Origin of the sequence: Pseudomonas sp. SM4, from assembly GCF_051913165.1 — a bacterium.
Classification (GTDB): Bacteria; Pseudomonadota; Gammaproteobacteria; order Pseudomonadales; family Pseudomonadaceae; genus Aquipseudomonas.
Genome location: NZ_JBODOE010000005.1, coordinates 1 through 18,715, shown reverse-complemented (window position 1 = coordinate 18,715; position 18,715 = coordinate 1). Strand labels below are relative to the sequence as shown.

21 protein-coding genes are annotated in these 18,715 nt (G+C 53.0%); 7 read left to right on the top strand and 14 right to left on the bottom strand.

Annotated features, from left to right (window positions below; all coding sequences use genetic code 11):
• Positions 1 to 14 precede the first annotated feature (14 nt).
• The 3 genes from ACQ4MY_RS10800 to ACQ4MY_RS10790 form a co-directional block, all read right to left on the bottom strand.
• Entirely contained in the window at positions 15 to 1,028 is a 1,014-nt protein-coding gene (locus tag ACQ4MY_RS10800) for an ABC transporter substrate-binding protein (RefSeq protein ID WP_440095043.1), read from the bottom strand.
• 127 nt (positions 1,029 to 1,155) lie between these two features.
• The gene (locus tag ACQ4MY_RS10795) at positions 1,156 to 1,353 is read right to left on the bottom strand and encodes a hypothetical protein (RefSeq protein ID WP_440095042.1); all 198 of its coding nucleotides are present in this window, start codon (positions 1,351 to 1,353) and stop codon (positions 1,156 to 1,158) included.
• Positions 1,350 to 1,799, bottom strand: a complete 450-nt coding sequence (locus tag ACQ4MY_RS10790; protein WP_177323325.1) for a hypothetical protein — start codon at positions 1,797 to 1,799, stop codon at positions 1,350 to 1,352. The genes ACQ4MY_RS10795 and ACQ4MY_RS10790 overlap by 4 nt, the downstream gene beginning before the upstream one ends.
• A gap of 479 nt (positions 1,800 to 2,278) precedes the next feature.
• Between ACQ4MY_RS10790 and ACQ4MY_RS10785 the strand changes: the two genes are divergently transcribed.
• Together ACQ4MY_RS10785 and ACQ4MY_RS10780 are read left to right on the top strand one after the other, a co-directional pair.
• On the top strand, positions 2,279 to 2,500 hold the full coding sequence (locus ACQ4MY_RS10785; protein ID WP_256677687.1) for a hypothetical protein: 222 nt from the start codon (positions 2,279 to 2,281) through the stop codon (positions 2,498 to 2,500).
• Between the two features lie 48 nt (positions 2,501 to 2,548).
• Positions 2,549 to 2,785, top strand: a complete 237-nt coding sequence (locus ACQ4MY_RS10780) for a DUF2789 family protein (RefSeq protein WP_440095040.1) — start codon at positions 2,549 to 2,551, stop codon at positions 2,783 to 2,785.
• Between the two features lie 6 nt (positions 2,786 to 2,791).
• Here the strand turns inward: ACQ4MY_RS10780 and ACQ4MY_RS10775 are convergent, their stop codons facing one another.
• From ACQ4MY_RS10775 to ACQ4MY_RS10765, 3 genes are all read right to left on the bottom strand, one after another.
• A complete protein-coding gene (locus tag ACQ4MY_RS10775; RefSeq protein ID WP_008084245.1) occupies positions 2,792 to 2,995 on the bottom strand; it encodes a hypothetical protein in 204 nt (67 codons plus the stop codon).
• 113 nt (positions 2,996 to 3,108) lie between these two features.
• A complete protein-coding gene (locus tag ACQ4MY_RS10770; RefSeq protein ID WP_440095313.1) occupies positions 3,109 to 4,332 on the bottom strand; it encodes a methyl-accepting chemotaxis protein in 1,224 nt (407 codons plus the stop codon).
• Between the two features lie 605 nt (positions 4,333 to 4,937).
• A complete protein-coding gene (locus ACQ4MY_RS10765; protein ID WP_008084239.1) occupies positions 4,938 to 5,342 on the bottom strand; it encodes a TraR/DksA family transcriptional regulator in 405 nt (134 codons plus the stop codon).
• A 442-nt stretch (positions 5,343 to 5,784) separates the two neighbouring features.
• Between ACQ4MY_RS10765 and ACQ4MY_RS10760 the strand changes: the two genes are divergently transcribed.
• From ACQ4MY_RS10760 to ACQ4MY_RS10740, 5 genes are all read left to right on the top strand, one after another.
• Positions 5,785 to 6,693: a MurR/RpiR family transcriptional regulator gene (locus tag ACQ4MY_RS10760; RefSeq protein ID WP_440095038.1), complete on the top strand. Its 909-nt coding sequence runs from the start codon at positions 5,785 to 5,787 to the stop codon at positions 6,691 to 6,693.
• Positions 6,694 to 6,755: 62 nt separating this feature from the next.
• A complete protein-coding gene (locus tag ACQ4MY_RS10755; protein WP_440095036.1) occupies positions 6,756 to 7,361 on the top strand; it encodes a glutathione S-transferase in 606 nt (201 codons plus the stop codon).
• A gap of 2 nt (positions 7,362 to 7,363) precedes the next feature.
• Entirely contained in the window at positions 7,364 to 8,479 is a 1,116-nt protein-coding gene (locus tag ACQ4MY_RS10750; RefSeq protein WP_440095034.1) for a DNA alkylation repair protein, read from the top strand.
• A 153-nt stretch (positions 8,480 to 8,632) separates the two neighbouring features.
• Entirely contained in the window at positions 8,633 to 11,152 is a 2,520-nt protein-coding gene (locus tag ACQ4MY_RS10745) for a DEAD/DEAH box helicase (protein WP_440095033.1), read from the top strand.
• 223 nt (positions 11,153 to 11,375) lie between these two features.
• Entirely contained in the window at positions 11,376 to 12,503 is a 1,128-nt protein-coding gene (locus tag ACQ4MY_RS10740; RefSeq protein WP_440095032.1) for a PIN domain-containing protein, read from the top strand.
• A gap of 251 nt (positions 12,504 to 12,754) precedes the next feature.
• Here the strand turns inward: ACQ4MY_RS10740 and ACQ4MY_RS10735 are convergent, their stop codons facing one another.
• From ACQ4MY_RS10735 to ACQ4MY_RS10700, 8 genes are all read right to left on the bottom strand, one after another.
• Positions 12,755 to 13,147, bottom strand: a complete 393-nt coding sequence (locus ACQ4MY_RS10735) for a DUF6124 family protein (protein WP_440095030.1) — start codon at positions 13,145 to 13,147, stop codon at positions 12,755 to 12,757.
• A 178-nt stretch (positions 13,148 to 13,325) separates the two neighbouring features.
• The gene (locus ACQ4MY_RS10730) at positions 13,326 to 13,691 is read right to left on the bottom strand and encodes a DUF6124 family protein (protein ID WP_008083877.1); all 366 of its coding nucleotides are present in this window, start codon (positions 13,689 to 13,691) and stop codon (positions 13,326 to 13,328) included.
• Between the two features lie 503 nt (positions 13,692 to 14,194).
• Entirely contained in the window at positions 14,195 to 14,848 is a 654-nt protein-coding gene (locus tag ACQ4MY_RS10725) for a DUF2931 family protein (RefSeq protein WP_440095029.1), read from the bottom strand.
• A complete protein-coding gene (locus ACQ4MY_RS10720; protein WP_440095027.1) occupies positions 14,848 to 16,389 on the bottom strand; it encodes a phospholipase effector Tle1 domain-containing protein in 1,542 nt (513 codons plus the stop codon). Before ACQ4MY_RS10720 ends, ACQ4MY_RS10725 begins: the two co-directional genes overlap by 1 nt.
• Before the next feature lie 139 nt (positions 16,390 to 16,528).
• The gene (locus ACQ4MY_RS10715) at positions 16,529 to 16,699 is read right to left on the bottom strand and encodes a DUF6124 family protein (RefSeq protein ID WP_440095026.1); all 171 of its coding nucleotides are present in this window, start codon (positions 16,697 to 16,699) and stop codon (positions 16,529 to 16,531) included.
• 112 nt (positions 16,700 to 16,811) lie between these two features.
• Positions 16,812 to 17,204, bottom strand: a complete 393-nt coding sequence (locus ACQ4MY_RS10710; RefSeq protein WP_440095025.1) for a DUF6124 family protein — start codon at positions 17,202 to 17,204, stop codon at positions 16,812 to 16,814.
• A gap of 193 nt (positions 17,205 to 17,397) precedes the next feature.
• The gene (locus tag ACQ4MY_RS10705; RefSeq protein WP_008083877.1) at positions 17,398 to 17,763 is read right to left on the bottom strand and encodes a DUF6124 family protein; all 366 of its coding nucleotides are present in this window, start codon (positions 17,761 to 17,763) and stop codon (positions 17,398 to 17,400) included.
• 444 nt (positions 17,764 to 18,207) lie between these two features.
• Positions 18,208 to 18,715: IS3 family transposase (locus tag ACQ4MY_RS10700; RefSeq protein WP_440095024.1), on the bottom strand; the 508-nt coding region annotated here is incomplete at its 5' end.

Sequence of the window (18,715 nt, the reverse complement as noted above, 5' to 3'; positions counted from 1 at the left end):
CATGAAGCGGTGCGTTAGAGGTTGGTGGATACTTTTTCCGCCACGTCTTTCGGCAACCACGCCTGCCACACGTCCGGGTGCGCCTTCATGAACGCGACCGCCGCGTCGCGTGGCGCGGTGTGTTTTTCGCTCATCTCGGCCAGCGCCTTGTTCAGCGGCTCGATCGGAAAGTCGACCTTGCTGAAGAACTCGGTGATCTGCGGATATTGCTTCTGAAACGGCGTCGACACGCCAATCGACAACTTCGAGGCCAGCGAGCGCGTGGGTTTCGGATTGGGGTTGTCCGCGTCGGTCAGGGTCTTCCAGGCTTCGGCATCGAACGCGGGTTCTTCCAGCTGCACCAGTTTGAATTTGCCCAGCAGCGGCGTCGGCGACCAGTAGTAGAACAACACCGGTTTGCCGCGACGGATCGAAGAACTGATCTCCGCGTCCAGCGCCGCGCCGGAGCCACTGCGGAAATTGGTGAAGTCGTCCTGCAGCCCATAAGCGGTCAGCTTCTGTTTGTTGACCACTTCCGAGGTCCAGCCGATCGGGCTGTTGAGGAAACGCCCCTTGCTTGGGTTCTCCGGATCCTTGAACACATCCTTGTATTTTTTCAGATCACTGACACTGCGCAAGTCCGGCGCCAGCGCTTTGATGCCCTTGGCCGGGTCGCCCTTGATCACGTATTCCGGCACCCACCAGCCTTCGGTGGCGCCCTTGACCGTATCGCCGAGGCTGACCACTTTGCCTTCGGCTTCAGCCTTGACCCACACCGGACTGCGCCCCGCCCACTCTTCGCCAATCACCTGAATGTCGTTGTTGGCCAGTGCGGTTTCCAGCGTGATGGTAGTGCCGGGCAACGTGTCGGTCGGCAACCCGTAGCCCTTCTCGACGATGATCCGCAGGACATCCGTGATCAGGCTGCCACTTTCCCAGTTCAGGTCGGCAAAATGGATCGGCGTCTCTGCCGCGACCACCGTTTGCGCTGACGTCAGCAAACCGAATGTGGCCACGCTCGCGGCCAACAACCGTCGAAATCCGTTCATGCATTGCACCTCGTGCTGTTCACAGCAATAGCAGGATGGCCTGACAGAAGACCGCAAGCCTCTGAATACTCAGTCAACTGACTGTAGCCGAGGTTCCTGCTTTTTCCGGGCCCGAACCCGGACGAGGTTACGAATCAGACTTTTCCTGCAAGCTTTGCAGCTCGCGTCTGACCATGCTGGCGTATTCCGCTGGACGTAACGTGTAGATCTGCACCGCCACCCAACTCAACCACGCGCCTTGCAACTCGGCCTTCGCAGCGAACAATCGCTGGGCCTCCTCGCGCGCGGTGTCGATGTTTTGCGCATGGAAATCGGCGCGACTCACTCGCTGGCCTTGAAGGTCACCAATTCGCCCTTGCGCCACTTGGCGGCTTTGGCGGTGACGGCTTTGAGGGTCTTGGTCAGGCCTTCCTGCAACTGCGCATGAGCGGCAAACACGGTCACCACGCTATGGCCTTCCTTGAACAGAATCGCGCTGCCGTCAGCCGTCTCGACGAAGGCGTAATCGCCCAGGCCATACACCGTCAGTTTGATTTCGCGAAAACGGATATCCATCTTGCCGCCTTCACGGCTGGGCAGGACCGAGGCGCTGAAATGATCGCCAACCTTGAGCTTGAGCCCCGGTTTGTCATCGACCACCAACGCGCTTTCGGTGTCGATCTCGGCGACGTAAATGCCTTCGGGATTTTGCTCGGTGATGTAAACAAAACGCGACTGGAACAACTTGACCAGCTTTGCGCGCAAATCACCCAGCACGAACAAAGCATGCATATCGAGGTTACTGACTGCCAAAGAAACATCCCCACATCTGAAAAAACCGTCCACGGAAAACGCGCACGGCAAAAAAAACGGCCAGGCCGACGGTGCTGCCAAATGACTCAAATAAAAGCCCGAAGTGAGCAGAGTGCTCAATCGATCGCGAGGCTCGTAAGACTACTGGAATGTCACTCGCGAAACTTGCCCCGATGTCGCCAAACCTTGAAGGAAAAATCCTTACTGGCGGACAGAGAAAGCTGACTACGAACTTTAGGGAAAATTCTCACGAAAAAAAGCACTTTTCCGACATATCGCCCGTGAAAAATTGCTTTAGATAAGCCCTGTCGTCAACAGGTACTGGCGATTCTAGAGCAGCAATGCTCATTACGACTACCCGAAACGGCCGGTAAATAGCTGCCGACCGATGAAAAGGACTTCATATGTGCACTCTGACTCACTTTGCCTCAAAGCCTGACGCCACCAACCAATCACCGATGACGCTGCATATCAGCCCGCTCAAGAATCCGGCGGAGCCAGCCGAGCGCTCCAGAAACCCACGTTTTCTGGTGATCCCGGCCGGGACGGCGTTCTTCCATATCCAGGAAATCTCGACCGGCCGCGTAAGAGGTTTCCGCAAGGACCACAACGAAGCCTGCGCCCTCGCCCGCTCACTGGAGTCGAAAATCGAACTCCTGGCGAGTGGTTGCCTCAGATAAAGAGAGTGATCGACCGTGCCATTTCGGCATCAACCCAAGGAGCACACGATGGAACTGCCAGCCTACGATCTGAAAACCCTGTTCGACCAACTGGGCCTGCCTTCCGAAGGCAATGCAATTGACGACTTCATCGAAGCGCATCCACTGGACGCCAACACCAAACTGATCGACGCCGAGTTCTGGTCGCCGCAACAGGCGCAACTGCTCAAGGAATGGTTACGTGCCGACGGCGAAGAAGCGGTCGTGGTCGATGAGCTGAACGTGCGCCTGCACCCCGGCAAGTAAATCTGATCAGTGCAGGCTGTCACCGGCCTCGGCTTGCAATTGCGCGAGCCAGGCAGCCTTGCACTCTTCGGCCTCGTCGCGACTGGCAAACGCGGTACCGCGTCGCTCACCGTTGAGCAACACCACCCAGCAAACGCTTTGCCCCATCGCGCGCAAACCGGCGGGTACACCGCTGCCGATCATCACCGCAACATCAACTCTGCACTGCATGCAGACCTCCCGAAATCATTAGCAACCTAACTAAGTGGTCAGATTAATGCTTTCTGTCGAGAGGAAACAGCAACCGCCGTGCACAGATTCATTGCATCGGCGGTAACAATCGCTCAGCGCGCGCGTTCCGGCTTATAGCCCAGGCGCAAACCACCCCAATGCCGGCCCTTGATCATGATCGGCACCGACAGGTCATGCATCAGCTCACCGGTATCGCGCGTGTATGTTTGCAACAGCACCGGTTGTTGATGGCTGCCGCAACGAATCCCGGTGCGATCGGCGAACTTGCGCTTGGTGCGGTTGTTGACGGCATCGACCTGCACATCGCCAGTCAACGGCTGACTGAACAGCTGATTATGCGTCGGCACATAACCCTGCTGCGTGCAGGCGATGGCAAACACCAGGCCTTCGTGACGCGGCAACAAAGGCTCCTGAATCGCCGGCAGGACCTGATCGGTATAACGGTCGAAACGGGTTTGATACTTGGGTGGCTGGGTATTGCCGATCGCTTGATACTGGCGATCGAACAGATCTTCGAGGCTGATCCGCCCCTGCTCGACGTCCGCCTCGAAGCGCGCGGCAATCTGGCTCGCACCCTCGCGCGCCAAGTCGTAGATGCGCTGGTGATAGTCATCCAGACCGACTTCGGCCAGACGCTCGCTAATCGTTTCGGCCTGCCCTTCCATCTGCACGGCGGCGTCGGCGAGGCGCCGGGTCTGCTGATCGCTGATCGCCAAGTCGCTGCGCATCTGCTCGATCGCCTTGAACAGACTGTCGAGTTGTTCGCGGTTGGTCTCGGCGCCACGGGCAATCTCGCCCACCTGACCTTCCACCCCGGCGGCCAGTCGCGCGATGTTCTGCAGGTGCTGACCGGTCTGCTCGACCTGCTCGACACCGGTGTGCAGATCGCTGGACAGCTCGCGAATCTGCTCCACCACTTGCGCCGTGCGTTGCTGAATGTCGGCAACCATCTCACCGACCTCGCCCGTCGCCGCCGCCGTCCGCGCGGCCAGGCCACGCACCTCATCCGCGACCACGGCAAAACCGCGCCCATGCTCACCAGCCCGCGCGGCTTCAATCGCCGCGTTCAGCGCCAGCAGGTTGGTCTGGCTGGCGATGGACTGAATCACCAGCGTCACGCGCTGAATGTCATCGCTGCGCACGCTCAAGGCTTCGATCAGTTCACGGCTGGCATTGGCGCGCTGGCTGAGCTGGTGCATCAGCGCAATCGAATCGACCAGTTCGCTACGCCCGGCCGCACTGCTGTGATGCGCCTCGCTGGCGGCTGCCAACGCTTCACGGCTGAGCTGCGAGGTGGCGTGTTCGGTGGCGATCATCGCCTCGGCGTTGCTGACGATCTGCGCCGCCGCATCGAGTTGCGATTCGAGTTTGCTGGCCAATTCCTTGACCGAAAACGCCACGCCCGCTGCCGACAACGCGTTATGGCTGGTGGTGTAGGAAAGGTCGCGGGTCAGTTCAGACATTGCGCTGCCGGTGTCGGCAGGCGTTACAGCGGGGACGGCTCGGGAACGCAGGCGCGGCAGCCAGACAATCAGCACCGCTAACGGCATACCGAGGTAAAGCGACCACTCACCCAGCGTCATGCCGGCCAGCAACAACATCAGGGCGATGCTTTGCAGGGTCGGAGCGATCCAGCGGTTTTTCGGCAAAAGCACTGGTGCAGGCAGAGCCCCAACCAGAGATCCATCTCTCGTCATATCAACACCCCACGCTTGTTCTCATTGTTGTGACTGCATTAAACGCCACTACAACGCCATTATCCATGGTCCGTTAGTCGTGGGCTCTGCAGCAGGTCAATGAACCGCGTGGAAATATCACAGACGACAAAAAACAAAGATCGCAGCCCCAACAACCCCTGTAGGAGTTGCCGAAGGCTGCGATCTTTTCCAGGCGCCCCTATTCAAGGGGTCACCCCACAGAATCAGGCCTGACGCTGGTGCTTGTCGATCTGCTCGTGACGCTCTTGAGCTTCGATGCAGTACTTGGTGGTCGGGCTGATCAGCAGGCGCTTCAGGCCAATGGCCTCGCCGCTGTCGTCGCACCAGCCAAAACTGTCTTCCTTGATGCGCTCAAGGGCTTGTTCCAGTTGCGGCAGCATGCGCTGGTCGCGATCGATCGCGTTGACCAGCCAAGTGCGCTCTTCTTCAACCGAAGCCGCGTCCGCCGGGTCAGCCGGGGTGTCCAGGCTTTCGATGGCGATACGATTTTGCTCAATGCGCTCATGGGTTTCGACTTTCATGTTCTGCAACAGCTCAGTGAAGAAAGCGTGTTGCTCGGAATTCATGTAGTCATCTGCCGGCATGGCCAGCAACTTGTCCTTTGTCATTGATATCTCTATAAAAAAACGTGCATTAAGGCGAAATAGGGAGCGTTCCGGCGAACCGTGTCCGGTCGACGAAAAGGCATCGTTTATTGCAAACGCCACCCGGCACTCAATTTACGAGGGGCGGCAGTCTAAGGCCCGTTTGAGGCCTCAGCAACTGTAAATACAGGGAATTTGTCCGACAAAGCCCGGAAACTGCTCTGACACGAGCTTCACAGCGGTCATCGGAGTGCGTTTATAGCAAGAAATTCAGTCGAGTGGAGGTATATAGAAGACAAACGGCTAAACCAGCCGCAACCCGCCGCAACATTTTCATCAACCGGTGCATCGTTTCAGCACAGCAGAGCCGGCGAAGGCCTCCTAATATCAGCCGCAACCTAGCACTTTGTGGTGAGGAAGCAACTTCCCTCGCCACAGGTTGATCGACCAGCCCGAAGGATACTTTATGCCCCGCCCCGATCTGCCGGCTCACGAAGAGCGCCCGCTCGCCAGCCTTCCGATCAATGCCGAGCGCCTGCTGCACCTGATCACCGAGCAATACGAAGCCCTGCCGCGCCAGCTCAAACGCGTCGCCAGCTACATGAGCCAGCAGAGCGACCGGATCATGGTCGACCGCATCAGCGACATCGCCCGCGAGTGCGAGGTGCATCCGTCGGCCATCGTGCGTTTCTCGCAGCGCTTCGGTTTCAGCGGCTTCAGTGAGATGCAGGCGCTGTTTCGCACCGCCTACACCCACAAAGCCTCACCGGTGCAGAACTATCAGCAACGCATCCGCAGCATGATCGCCAACCAGTCGCAGCAAGCCAGTGACGGCGACCTCGCCCGTGAATGCATCGACGCCACGCGCTCCGGCATCGAACGCCTGGGCCGCGAACTCGACGACGTCGCCTTCGAAAAAGCCGTCGACCTCATCGTCAATGCCGACAACATCTACGTCATCGGCGTGCGCCGCTCCTTCGCCGTCGCCGATTACCTCGTTTACAACTTGCAACACACTCACAAGCGCATTCACCTGGTCTCGGGGCTCGGCGGCAGCTATCGCGAGCAGATGCGCAGCGTGCGCGCCAACGACCTGGTCATCGCCATCAGCTTCACCCCCTACGCCAAGGAAACCCAACACTGCCTGCGCTACGCCCACCAACAGCAGGCCAACACACTGATCCTCACCGACAGCCACCTCTCGCCTCTGGCCAAACGCGCGAACAGCGTCTTGCTGGTCAACGAAGGCAGCGCCCTCGCCTTTCGTTCACTGAGCGCAACGTTGTGCCTGTGCCAAGCGTTGTTCGTGGCAGTGGCCTATCGCCTGGAACTGAATGTCGATGAGATTCACGAACAAGCGGGATTCGACGACTGACAATTGCTTCAAGCTCGGCTAGGTTATGCCTACCCCACCGGTTCGACTTGAAGGAACGCGTCATGAAACTGATCGGCATGCTGGACTCCCCGTACGTGCGTCGCGTGGCGATCTCCGCCAAACGCCTGGGCATCGACCTCGAACACGAGTCAGTCTCGGTGTTCCGTCACTTCGAACAATTCCAGCAAATCAACCCGGTGGTCAAAGCGCCCACGCTGATCCTCGACGACGGGGTGGTGCTGATGGACTCGACACTGATCCTCGACTACCTCGAAGCCAGCGTCAGCAAAAGCCTGCTGCCGGCCGACCTCAAACAACGCGCCCACGCCCTGCGCCTGATCGGCCTCAGCCTCGCCGCCTGCGAAAAATCCGTGCAGCTCTACTACGAACGCAATCTGCGCCCGGCCGACATTCAATACCAGCCGTGGGTCGAACGCGTCGAAGGCCAACTCGCCGCCGCATTCACCGCCCTCGAACAAGAACTCGCGCAAAACGGCCTGCCCACCGACGGCACCCTGACCCAGGCCGGCATCAGCCTCGCCGTCGCCTGGAGCTTCACCGACCTCGTCGTCCCCGACCAGATCGACACCCGCCGCTACCCCCACATCGCCCAATACACCGCCTACGCCGAAACGCTCGAAGCGTTCGTCAGCACGCCGTTGACCTGACCATGAGCACCACCGACACCGCCGCCCCGGCGTTAAAGGAAATCTTCAACGCCGAACGCCTGCGCCATATCGCTGAGCAAATGAGCGCCGTGTATCCCGCGTTCAAGGCCAAGGCGTTTCTAAAACAGGCTCAGGACGGACTCGCTGAATTATCAGTGATGCAACGCATGGCGCGAGTCAGCGAAAGCCTGCATGCCGTGCTGCCGCTGGGTTACGAAGATTCACTCGACGTACTTTTCCAGCTAGCACCACGGCTGAACAGTGGATTCGTCAGCATGTGCCTGCCGCACTACGTGGCGAGCTACGGCGGGCACGCGTTTGACACCTCGATGCAAGCGCTGAAGTACTTCACCACTTTCGGCTCATCCGAATTCGCCATCCGCCACTTTCTGCGCAGCGACCTGGAGCGCTCGCTCGAATTGATGCACGACTGGGCGCAAGACGACAACCATCACGTCCGCCGCCTGGCCAGCGAAGGCAGCCGCCCTCGCCTGCCTTGGTCGTTTCGGCTGGAAGCGGTGCAAGCCAATCCTCGGTTGGCCGCAGGGATACTGGACCGGCTGAAGGCCGACGACAGCTTGTACGTGCGCAAGTCGGTGGCGAATCACCTGAATGACCTCACCAAAGAGCACCCGGAATGGGTGCTGGATGTGATTGAGGGGTGGTCGCTGGAGAACAAACACACCGCGTGGATTGCCAAGCATGCGTTGCGGAGTTTGATCAAACAGGGGGACGTGCGCGCGCTGACGGTGATCGGCGCGGGGGCGAAGGCTGAGGTGGAGTTGCTGGATGTGCGGGTTGAGCCGGCGGTGGTGCGGTTAGGCGAGACGATTACGTTGTCGTTTACAGTGAAGTCGACCGTGCCGGTGGAACAGCGGTTGGTGATTGATTATGCGATTGACTATGTGAAGGCGAATGGCGGGGTTTCGGCGAAGGTTTTTAAGTTGAAGACGTTGGAGTTGGCCGGGTTTGGGAGTGAGGTGGTGCGGCGGAGTCAGCAGATTAAGGACTTCACTACGCGTAAGCATCATGTTGGGCAGCATGTGGTTCGGGTGATGGTTAATGGGAAAATATTGACCGGCACATTGTTCGATATCAGCAACGAACCCGGCGCCTAAAGTAATTTTTCTCAAAAAGCGCACCAAGAGATAACACACGAACTTTTCTAAAAAATACCGATTAATAGGCCTATTTGGAGCTACCGTTTCAGCAGTGAGCTTTAACAACTTTAGACGGATTTTACAGCACGCTTAAATACAAGGAGTATTTCAATGGTTGATTTCAAGAAAAAGCTGAAAAACAAAAATGTCGAAAAACGGATAGATCCCACTGAAATATACGATTCATTGGATCGAAGAAGCGAAGCGGGGCCGCTGCGCCCTTCTCAAGAAACGTTGTTATTAGAATGGCATAGCACTAGAAGAAATTTGAAAGACAGTGTTGTCAAACTGCACACAGGTGAAGGTAAAACCCTAATTGGGCTTCTTATGCTCCAATCAAAGTTAAACGAGTCTGGTAAACCATGCGTATTCTTATGCCCCAATATCTACCTCGCAAAACAAGTAACATCTGAAGCAAAAAAGTTTGGCATCCCTTTTTGCGAAATCGGAAGGGATCGAGAACTACCTGACGAGTTTGTCGCGGGCAAAACCCTCCTAATCACCCACATCCAAAAACTCTTCAACGGAAAAACAAAATTCGGTCTTTATAACAAATCAATAGAAGTTGGATCGATTGTTTTAGATGATTCACACGCATGTATAGATTCGATCAGAAGCGCGCTCACAATCAAGATTGATCGTAAACACCCTCTTTACGAAAAATTTATTAGACTCTTCGACCAAGATCTTAGAGAGCAAGGAGAGGGCAGCTTCCTTGAAATCGAGAGCGGCAGCTACAATACAATGCTGCCAATACCTTACTGGTCATGGATAGACCGTAAAGACGAAATGATACAGCTCCTTCTGAACTATAAAGATGATAAAGAAATTGCTTTCGCATGGGAGCTAATAAAAAACAATCTTGAGAACTGCCAAGCTTTCATTGCTGGCACCTATTTAGAAATATCTCCAATCCTTATACCAATAAATGCATTTGGCTCATTTTCCCGAGCAGAACATCGAATATTAATGTCAGCAACTACTCAAGATGACTCTTTTTCGATCAAGGGCCTCGGCTTTGATATCGAGGCCATTAAGACCCCTCTCACCAATACGATTCTAAAATGGTCGGGTGAGAAAATGATATTAATTCCAACATTAATCGATGCCTCTTTAGACAGAGAAAATATTGTTGACTGGCTGGCAAAACCACAGAAAGATCGCCATTACGGAATAGTATTTTTAACACCGGACTTTTCAAACAAAACTCAGTTCCAACGCCTAGGGGCGATTGTTGCAGAAACAGAAACGATTTTCGAAAACGTCCAACAATTAAAAACTGGAAAAACATCATCATCTATGGTCTTTGCTAATAGATACGATGGTATCGACTTACCCGATGACGCTTGCCGCATTCTCATATTAGACTCCAAACCCTATTTCGACTCTCTCCTTGACCGGTATGAGGAGGACTGTCGCACGGGCAGCGACATAATGAATGTAAAAATCGCACAAAAAGTAGAACAAGGCTTGGGGAGAAGCGTAAGAGGTGAAAAGGATTACAGCGTAATCTTGATCGTAGGTGGCGATCTTACAAAATTTATAAAAAGCCAATCAACTCACAAATACTTTTCCGCCCAAACTAAAAAACAAATTGAAATTGGCCTACAAATTGCCGAAGACGCAAAGGCAGACCTTATAACAAAGTCGAGCGAGTATGAGGTTTTAATCGACCTGATGAAGCAAGCCCTTACTCGAGATGAAGGCTGGAAAGAATATTATGTTGAAGAAATGGATGAAATAGGCAAAACAAACCAGAGTACGTCTCTATATGATGTTTTGAAAATGGAGTTCGATGCCGAAGTAGCATTCGCTTCTGGTAACGAAAAACGAGCATGTGAATTAATCCAAAAACTCTCAGATACATTCCATGACGAACCCGCCGAAAAGGGATGGTATATACAGCAACTCGCCCGATATACTTATCGAGTTAGCAAATCGGATGCCAACACGATCCAGGGAACTGCCTTCAGATTAAATACTCAGCTTCTTAAACCTAAAACCGGCGTCAACTACAAAAAAATATCATTCATTAATGAAAATCGCATATCACGAATTCATTCTTGGTTAAGAACATTTAAGAATCATGAGGAACTGCAGCTTTCCGCAAATGGAATTCTAGACAATCTCGCATTTGGGGTGGCCTCCGAAAAATTTGAGTTAGCGCTCAAAGAATTAGGACTTGGATTAGGCTTCGAAAGTCAGAGACCAGATAAAGAAATCAAAAAAGGGCCTGATAACCTTTGGTGCACTGGAGTCAACAAATACATATTTCTAGAGTGCAAAAATGAAGTCGAATCAAACCGAGTAGAAATAAACAAAAACGAAGCTGGACAAATGAACACGCATTGCGGTTGGTTTGAAGAAGTGTACGGAGAAGCCGAATGCACAAGAATCCTGGTGCATCCAACAAAAAAACTTTCCTACGATGGGAATTTTACGCACAGCGTTTCGATAATGCGAAAACGATCGCTCAACAAATTAAAAGAGAATTTTCGAGCTTTCATTATGGAGCTTCAGAAATTTGACATCCATAGCATTTCGACTGAACAAACAAACAAACTATTAGACTTCCACAGTTTAGATGCAGAAAATCTAACAAAATCCTACTCAGAGCCTTTTATAAAATAACGCACCAAGGGGCAAGTTTTATTTATATTCGACTTACCCCTTTATTTTTTCACTATTACAATTTATTATTCTTACTCGAGATATCACACCCATCAATACAGGACCAAAAAAGGGGATGAATTTATTTTCACTAAATCCAAAACTTCATACAGCCGCCACCATACAACAAAATTAACACCAGATTTCTTCTCAACTCAACCAGATAGAACTTCCGGCTTATTCCATGAACGTATTTCTAGACACAAATATTTTTCACAACAACTGGCATCTCAAATCAGCCCCACTAAGGCTTTTATTCCATTATCTAAATAACGAAGGAGGTGTGCTGCTAGCGTCGCGACTAGTCATGCAAGAAGTAGAAAACCTATATAAACGAGGGCTTGATGAAGCATATCGAAACATCCACAGCATCGAAATCGAATTTAGAAAGCTTTATCCAAATGCAAAAATAGAAACCACTACACGTAGTGAAATAGGCTTATATGATTTCCGCTCACTGCTAAAAAACAGAGTCGAACACCTTGATATTTTTGAGTACGAGGGAATTTCACAAACTCTATTGGCTAGTAGAGCGATGTTAAAAGTCAGACCTTTTCGCGAAAACGAAAAAGGGTTTAGAGACACTCTTATTTGGATTTCACTACTTGACCACATAGAAAAAAACAACATAAATAAAGACTTGTTTTTTATCACCGGAAACACAAGCGACTTCATGGGGGCGAAGGGCCAATTCCACGATGATCTACAACGAGATATCGCATCAAGAAAACTTTCTTGCAAAATCCATCTAATATCTTCTCTTCAAGATTTTTTAAAAGCACATGTCGATATAAATCAACATGCATTGGACCGAAATAAAGCAGAAAGTGATTTCTCTAGCTATCTAGAAGAAAACGCCATTAAATTTTTAGAAAGTTCAGAAAAACACATCACCAAAAACTTAAGCGAGCATTTATTTTCTAACTCCGAAATCCTCTCCACATCCTCTCCCGTAACCGCAGAAGTAGTTGAGGGCGTAGAAGATTTCTACTTCATAGAAACCGAGAGACTCGACAATAACGACATATATATATCTTGCATCTTTGAATTGCGGATTGTAGAGCTCAAAATTGACATCACATCTCGAGAGTTTGAAAACAATCGCAACGCAATATTGAGAAACGAATTTGTTTTTGAAGTAGAACAACAAAATGAGTTAGCCACAGCAATTATGTACATAAGACCAGGATTTCTCGCTAGCTTCACATACAATGAAATAACAGAAGAGTGCAACGGATTCACCGTAGAAAGCTTTGCACTAGTAAAAAGAGGAAGATCATTGAGAAATACTTTCAGAAACAAAATTGACTAATATTTATTTCAGGAAAACATTCTAGCCTACCATTTTTATGTATCGCTCCTGTTTCCTGCCCGTTGCCAATAGAAAACAATAGAATGAGTTCAAATGACGATATCTTTCACAACACAAACTAATGCTCCCTTTGAAATAGGAGACGGATTGATTTCCTGGAAAAAAGTCAGCTTGCTTGATTCGCTGGTTAAGTGACGAAGGGAGATTAGCGCTGAGCAAGCTCCCTCGCCACAGATTGTGGGCAGCTCGGACTATTTCATTCCGGTTGCGGGCTCTGAAACTGGCTGCTTCAGTTCAACGTTATCCAACGCCTGGTTGACCGCCAATTCCCCCAACATCACCACTTGAGCGATGCCTTGCAAGGTGTGGCGATTCGGCCCGTCCAGCGTGCCGGCGAAATCGCCGAGCATTACCGTTGCCGATGCGAGGGACTCGCAGGCGTTTGCCAGTAATGACTCGGTGTCGGTTTGCGGGTTGACCATGAACATGCTGCTGGGGCTGTAGAGCTCGGGTTTGATCGTGCCTGCTGGTAAAAGGTAATGATCGAGGGCGCGCTCTGCGGCTTCGTGGAGCTTTCTTGAGTTTATGGATTCGTAGGGCGATATCGGATCTGTGAGCGCTGACTGGGTTGTGGTTTCAGGCATCTGGAACTCCAGGGTACTTCGAAAAATGACAAACTGTAGGAGCTGCCGCAGGCTGCGATCTTTTGATCTTGATATTGATTGTGAGAAAACAAGATCAAAAGATCGCAGCCTGCGGCAGCTCCTACATGGAACTCTGATTTGTGTATGAAGGGGGGGGGCCCTTCATATGGTCTGTCGGCTAGTTGGGTAGGCGGCGGCTATCCAGTATTCGATTGACCATGAGTTCGCTCAGCATGATCACTTGATGCAGCATCAACATGGCTCGGCGCTGGGAGTGGTCGACGACGTCGCCGATGTCGCGTGCCATGTCGCTGGCGGCTGCCAATGATTCGCAGGCTTCGACGAGCAGGGTTTCTTCGTCCACGGAGGGGTCGACGAGGAAGATCTTGCTGGACTTGCGGGAGGGGATTGAGAGTTTCAGTGAGCCAGGGTTGAGATAGAAGTTGATGGCGCGGTCGGTCGCCTCTTTTATCTTTTGAGGTTCAAGCGTTGGGTCGTACGGGATCGGATCGGCGTCCGGTGGGTTTGGCGTTACTTTGAACATAGATGAAGTCTCGTATCGAAATAAATAAGAGCCCTCACCCTCGCTACCAAACGATGGGTGGCGGCCATGCGCGGGTTGGTAGACCGGTCGATACGAAACCCGGCGCTCACGAATGAGCCCCACGCATGTCCCCCAAAAAAACGCAGTCAAATAGAATGACGACATAAGGTGGCGCAATACGAACGTATCAAAGCGGGCTACCAAACCCGATCACTGTTTTGCAGTGACCGGGAAACGATATAGCCCGCCCCATAGCGGCGTATGCCGGCGGATTCTGTAGTAGGCGTAGGCAACGGCGCAAGCTGACGTAGCCTTTATGGAGTAACAGTTCGTGTAATTTAAACGCGCTTCAAGCGTTACGTTTACGCGCGGAAAACGCCCGCCTCCTTCGTGGTGTTTTCCTACAAACCGTTACTGATCCAGCCGCACAGGTCCCGGGGAGAAGTCGGCGCCAGGCCACGATTAAATCCTGCCACCGCCCTTTTCCTTTATTGCATGACGGTTTACCAACTCCCGTAAGGAATGCCCCATTTCTCGATATACCGTTTGGACTTCTCACTGACGGGATAGGCGTATCGTCCTTGGGTTTTCCCCTGACTTGGCCCCAACGGCTCGATTTCGGCCTGAGCTTTCGCCACTTCGACCGGATGGTGACATGAATCTCTTACCCAAACCTGGATGGCACCGCCGGGAGCTAAACCCAGATAGACCGAAGATATATAGGTAGCTGTCTGGTCTGGAGTTTTCGCGCAGCGTTGATTCACCGATGTCAGCATCAGTTGTCTGGCCTCTTCGGGTATATCCACCCAGGCTCGATAGGTCTGAGGTTCTACGATGGACTGCCAGCGAACGAAGATTCGCTTGGGAAGATCGGCGCCGACTACCGGCCTCGCAGAGGCGCCAACTCCGTCCCAGCCACGGGCAGAATCTGTTCCGTCTTCTGGCTGCCCGCCCGAGGCGGACCCACCGCCAGTGCGTGGGATCGTCTTCCCCTTGATGTCCTCAACTGCCGTATCTTCAACCCAGACTTTCATGTAATCCGGTTCGACAAAGCCAAGCTCCCACCATGGGGATTTCGGGTCTTTTTTTGCAGAGAGTGGGTCAGCATTACAACCGGACACTAACAATATGCAGAGCGAGGCCAGTATTAATTTCATTACCAAAGCGTCCAGTCGGGTACATGAGGGTGCCGAACTCGTACCGAATCACTCGTGGGGGCGTTGATGTAGACCGCTCTCAAGCCGCTCCCATCACGTCGCCCTAGCGGGTGATTCCAGTTGGCAGATGTATGAATGTACTTAAGCCTTAGCATTTGCTCTTCTTGGGGTGTAGTCGTGTAATCGCCAGAGACAAACCGATCACATAAGGCTTGAAGCTCCTCTGGAATTGCAAACTCTGCCGTTTCGGGGATTTCTTGGAAACGAACACCTTTCGCTTTTGCCTGCTGATACATGACGCGTAAATGCACCCTCGACAGCATTCCACTCACCGGCCGTTTAAGCTGTACAGCGGCGTAGATGCGTTTGACTTGAGGACTCATTCGATCCTGTGAACTGTTCGGTATCAGCAGCGCAGGCGGTGTAACAATTTCCAACATTTCAGACGGCCAGCCTCTCGCTAGCCATTTATTTTTTACAGCTACTGCGTCCTGGTAGATCGATGTGGTTGCGACGTCGGTGTGGATAGACACTTCCAATGTTTGCATTGGGCTGACGAGCACGCATTCTTCAGCGTCCTCAAGATAGCCTCCACCAATATCGGAATGAACACCAGGCAGTACGATCTCTGCATGATCGGGAGCTACGCGACTGAGCGCGAAGTTACCTCTGCATTCATCACGAGCAACCAATTGGACAACATCGGTGAAAAACCGTCGATCCAGATAGAGCCGGATGCCCGTCGCGATCGAACTTTTGATGTTGCCGAGATTAGACCAGCCGGCAATTGATGGAACAGTATCAAACAAGCCGATAAAACCCATGTTGATATCCGACTTGTATTGATCAACGAAGGTCTGACTGAAGGCATCGGAATTGCTCCGAAGGACGTCACCTAGTGGACCCTGCTTGCCGCGAACGATTTCGTTGGCAAAGTGCCGAGCTGCTGCCGCGCCACGACTGAAACCGAAAGTATCGAAAGTCAACGATGTGATTTCACAGCCTGGATTTTTCTCCAAGACCTCAGTGATACGTTGGCTGATCGACGCAAAAGAAGATTGGACACGCCCTGCGACGCCCGTTTCGCCTCGTCCGGCCCCCGCTCCCAGGGTACTGTCTTCTTCACCTGAGCGGGTGCCAATACCTTCGACATAGACCATACCAAAAGCTTTTTTCCGAGCCCCCGGCCCTTCAGCAGCTCGAGGAACGTCATACAAATCGCTCAGCTTCTTCACATTACTGACATCGTTACCGTAGCTGCTATCCGGATTACTCATGTACGGCTGGCAGCTAGCAGGAATGTCTTTGGGCGCAATAGGGTGATGCGCACCACAGATCAGGCCTGCGGCAGCATTATTTGCGTTGTTGCCTGTGCCATCGAAGAACACCCCAATCCTCAGAGCGATCCCGACTTTCTCAGGTTCACGCGCTGGCTCTTTCCCGTGCTTCTCATACTCAGCCCAACGCTGGGCATGAATATCGACGGGTTTGGCTTCTGCGTAGCGATGGTTTTTTGGTGGGTTGGGGACGTAACCACTCAATCCTTGATTCCTTGTTCTGATCCTTGAAGAACGGCGCGAAGGGTGACAGTCGAGACTGCGCGGCACAAGCCGTGGCCCTGTGCCAGCGTTGTTCAGACCGCGTTTAGTGACGAGGGTTTCCCCTCGTCGCGGTGGGTGGTCAGAGGGCGATTTTTACGCTGTCCAACGCCTGATTTACTGCGAGTTCGCCGAGCATCACGTTCTGCGCAATGCCGAACGCAGTCTTGCGGTGGGACTTGTCGAACTCGGGGCGAAGTTGATGAGCATTGCACTGGCCGAACCGAGGGCTTTGCTGTCGTTGGTGAGGCATTTATTTTCGAAAAGCACGCCGGTCTTGTTTGATTCGCTGGTTTAGTGACAAAGGGAAGTTCGCGCCTGATCGGGAGCAAGCTCCCCTCGCCACAGATTGTGGGCTGCTCGGACTATTTCATTCCGGTTGCGACCTCTGAAACTGGCTGCTTTAGTTCAACGTTATCCAACGCCTTGTTGACCGCCAATTCCCCCAACATCACTACTTGAGCGATGCCTTGCAAGGTGTGGCGATTCGGCCCGTCCAGTGTTCCGGCGAAATCGCCGAGCATCACCGTTGCCGATGCCAGGGACTCGCAGGCGTTTGCCAGTAATGACTCGGTGTCGGTTTGCGGGTTGACCATGAACATGCTGCTGGGGCTGTAGGGCTCGGGTTTGATCGTGCCTGCTGGTAAAAGGTAATGATCGAGGGCGCGTTCGGCGGCTTCGTGGAGCTTTCTTGAGTTTAGGGATTCGTAGGGGGATATCGGATCTGTGACCGCTGATTGGGGTGTGGTTTCAGGCATCTGGAACTCCAGGTGAGTACCCATCGGTACTGCGAAAAAATGAACATCCTGTAGGAGCTGCCGAAGGCTGCGATCTTTTGATCTTGTTTTTTCACAATCAATATCAAGATCAAAAGATCGCAGCCTGCGGCAGCTCCTACATGGAACTCTGATTTGTGTATGAAGGGGTGGGGCCCTTCATATGGTCTGTCGGCTAGTTGGGTAGGCGGCGGCTATCCAGTATTCGATTGACCATGAGTTCGCTCAGCATGATCACTTGATGCAGCATCAGCATGGCTCGGCGCTGGGAGTGGTCGACGACGTCGCCGATGTCGCGTGCCATGTCGCTGGCGGCTGCCAACGATTCGCAGGCTTCGACGAGCAAGGTTTCTTCATCCACGGAGGGGTCGACGAGGAAGATCTTGCTGGACTTGCGGGAGGGGATTGAGAGTTTCAGTGAGCCAGGGTTGAGATAGAAGTTGATGGCGCGGTCGGTCGCCTCTTTTATCTTTTGAGGTTCAAGCGTTGGGTCGTACGGGATCGGATCGGCGTCCGGTGGGTTTGGCGTTACTTTGAACACGGTGAAACTCCTAGTTAATAAAAAGGAGCCTTCACATTCGCTACCAAACGAAGGTGGCGGCCATACGCGGGTTGGTAGACCGGTAACTAGGACCCGGCACACCCGAAGGTGTCCTGCGCATGGCCACCATTGAGCAGCGACCTGGAGAGGTCTGCAAACGGTGTGCGATGCGACTAGTTATGGCGGGCTACCAAACCCGATCACTGTTTTTCAGCGACCGACAGACAATAGAACCCGCGAGCTAGGCGCACAAGCCAGCGGATTCTGGCTTAGTCGTAGGCAATGGCGCAAGGCGTTGTAGGGCTTAGGTGGTTGCTGGAGGCTTCGTTTAAACAAGCGGGTTATTTCCTGTTTAGTGGTCAGCGGCATGGATTTGGCTTGGCTCGTTTGGGTTTTAGCTGGATTGGATTTTTTGGTGCGGCTGAAGGCGTCTTCGTGTAGTGGTCAACTAATCCCGGACACGACGTTAAGTTTTTCTTCGGCCCGAGCTGGCGCCAACCCACCGTTGAATTGATGGGGTCGAACCCAGTTGTACTGATGCATCAAGAAGTGACTGATATCGCGCTGGGCTTCTTGAGCCGTTCTGTAACCCGTGGTCGGTATCCATTCCGTTTTCAAGCTGCGAAACACGCGCTCCATTGGCGCGTTGTCCCAGCAATTTCCCCGCCGGCTCATGCTCTGGCGCATCCGATAACGCCACAGCCGCTGGCGAAATAGACGACTCGCATACTGTGACCCTTGATCCGAGTGAAACAGCAGGCCTTGAGGTTTGCCTCGTTGCTCGTAAGCCATATCCAGCGCCTTGATAACCAGATCGGCGTCCGGCTTTTCCGACAACGCCCAGCCCACTACCCGGCGTGTGCAAAGATCCAGCACGACAGCCAGGTAATGCCATTTCCCCTGGGCCCAGATGTAGGTGATGTCGCCGCACCACACCTGGTTGGGTGCCGGA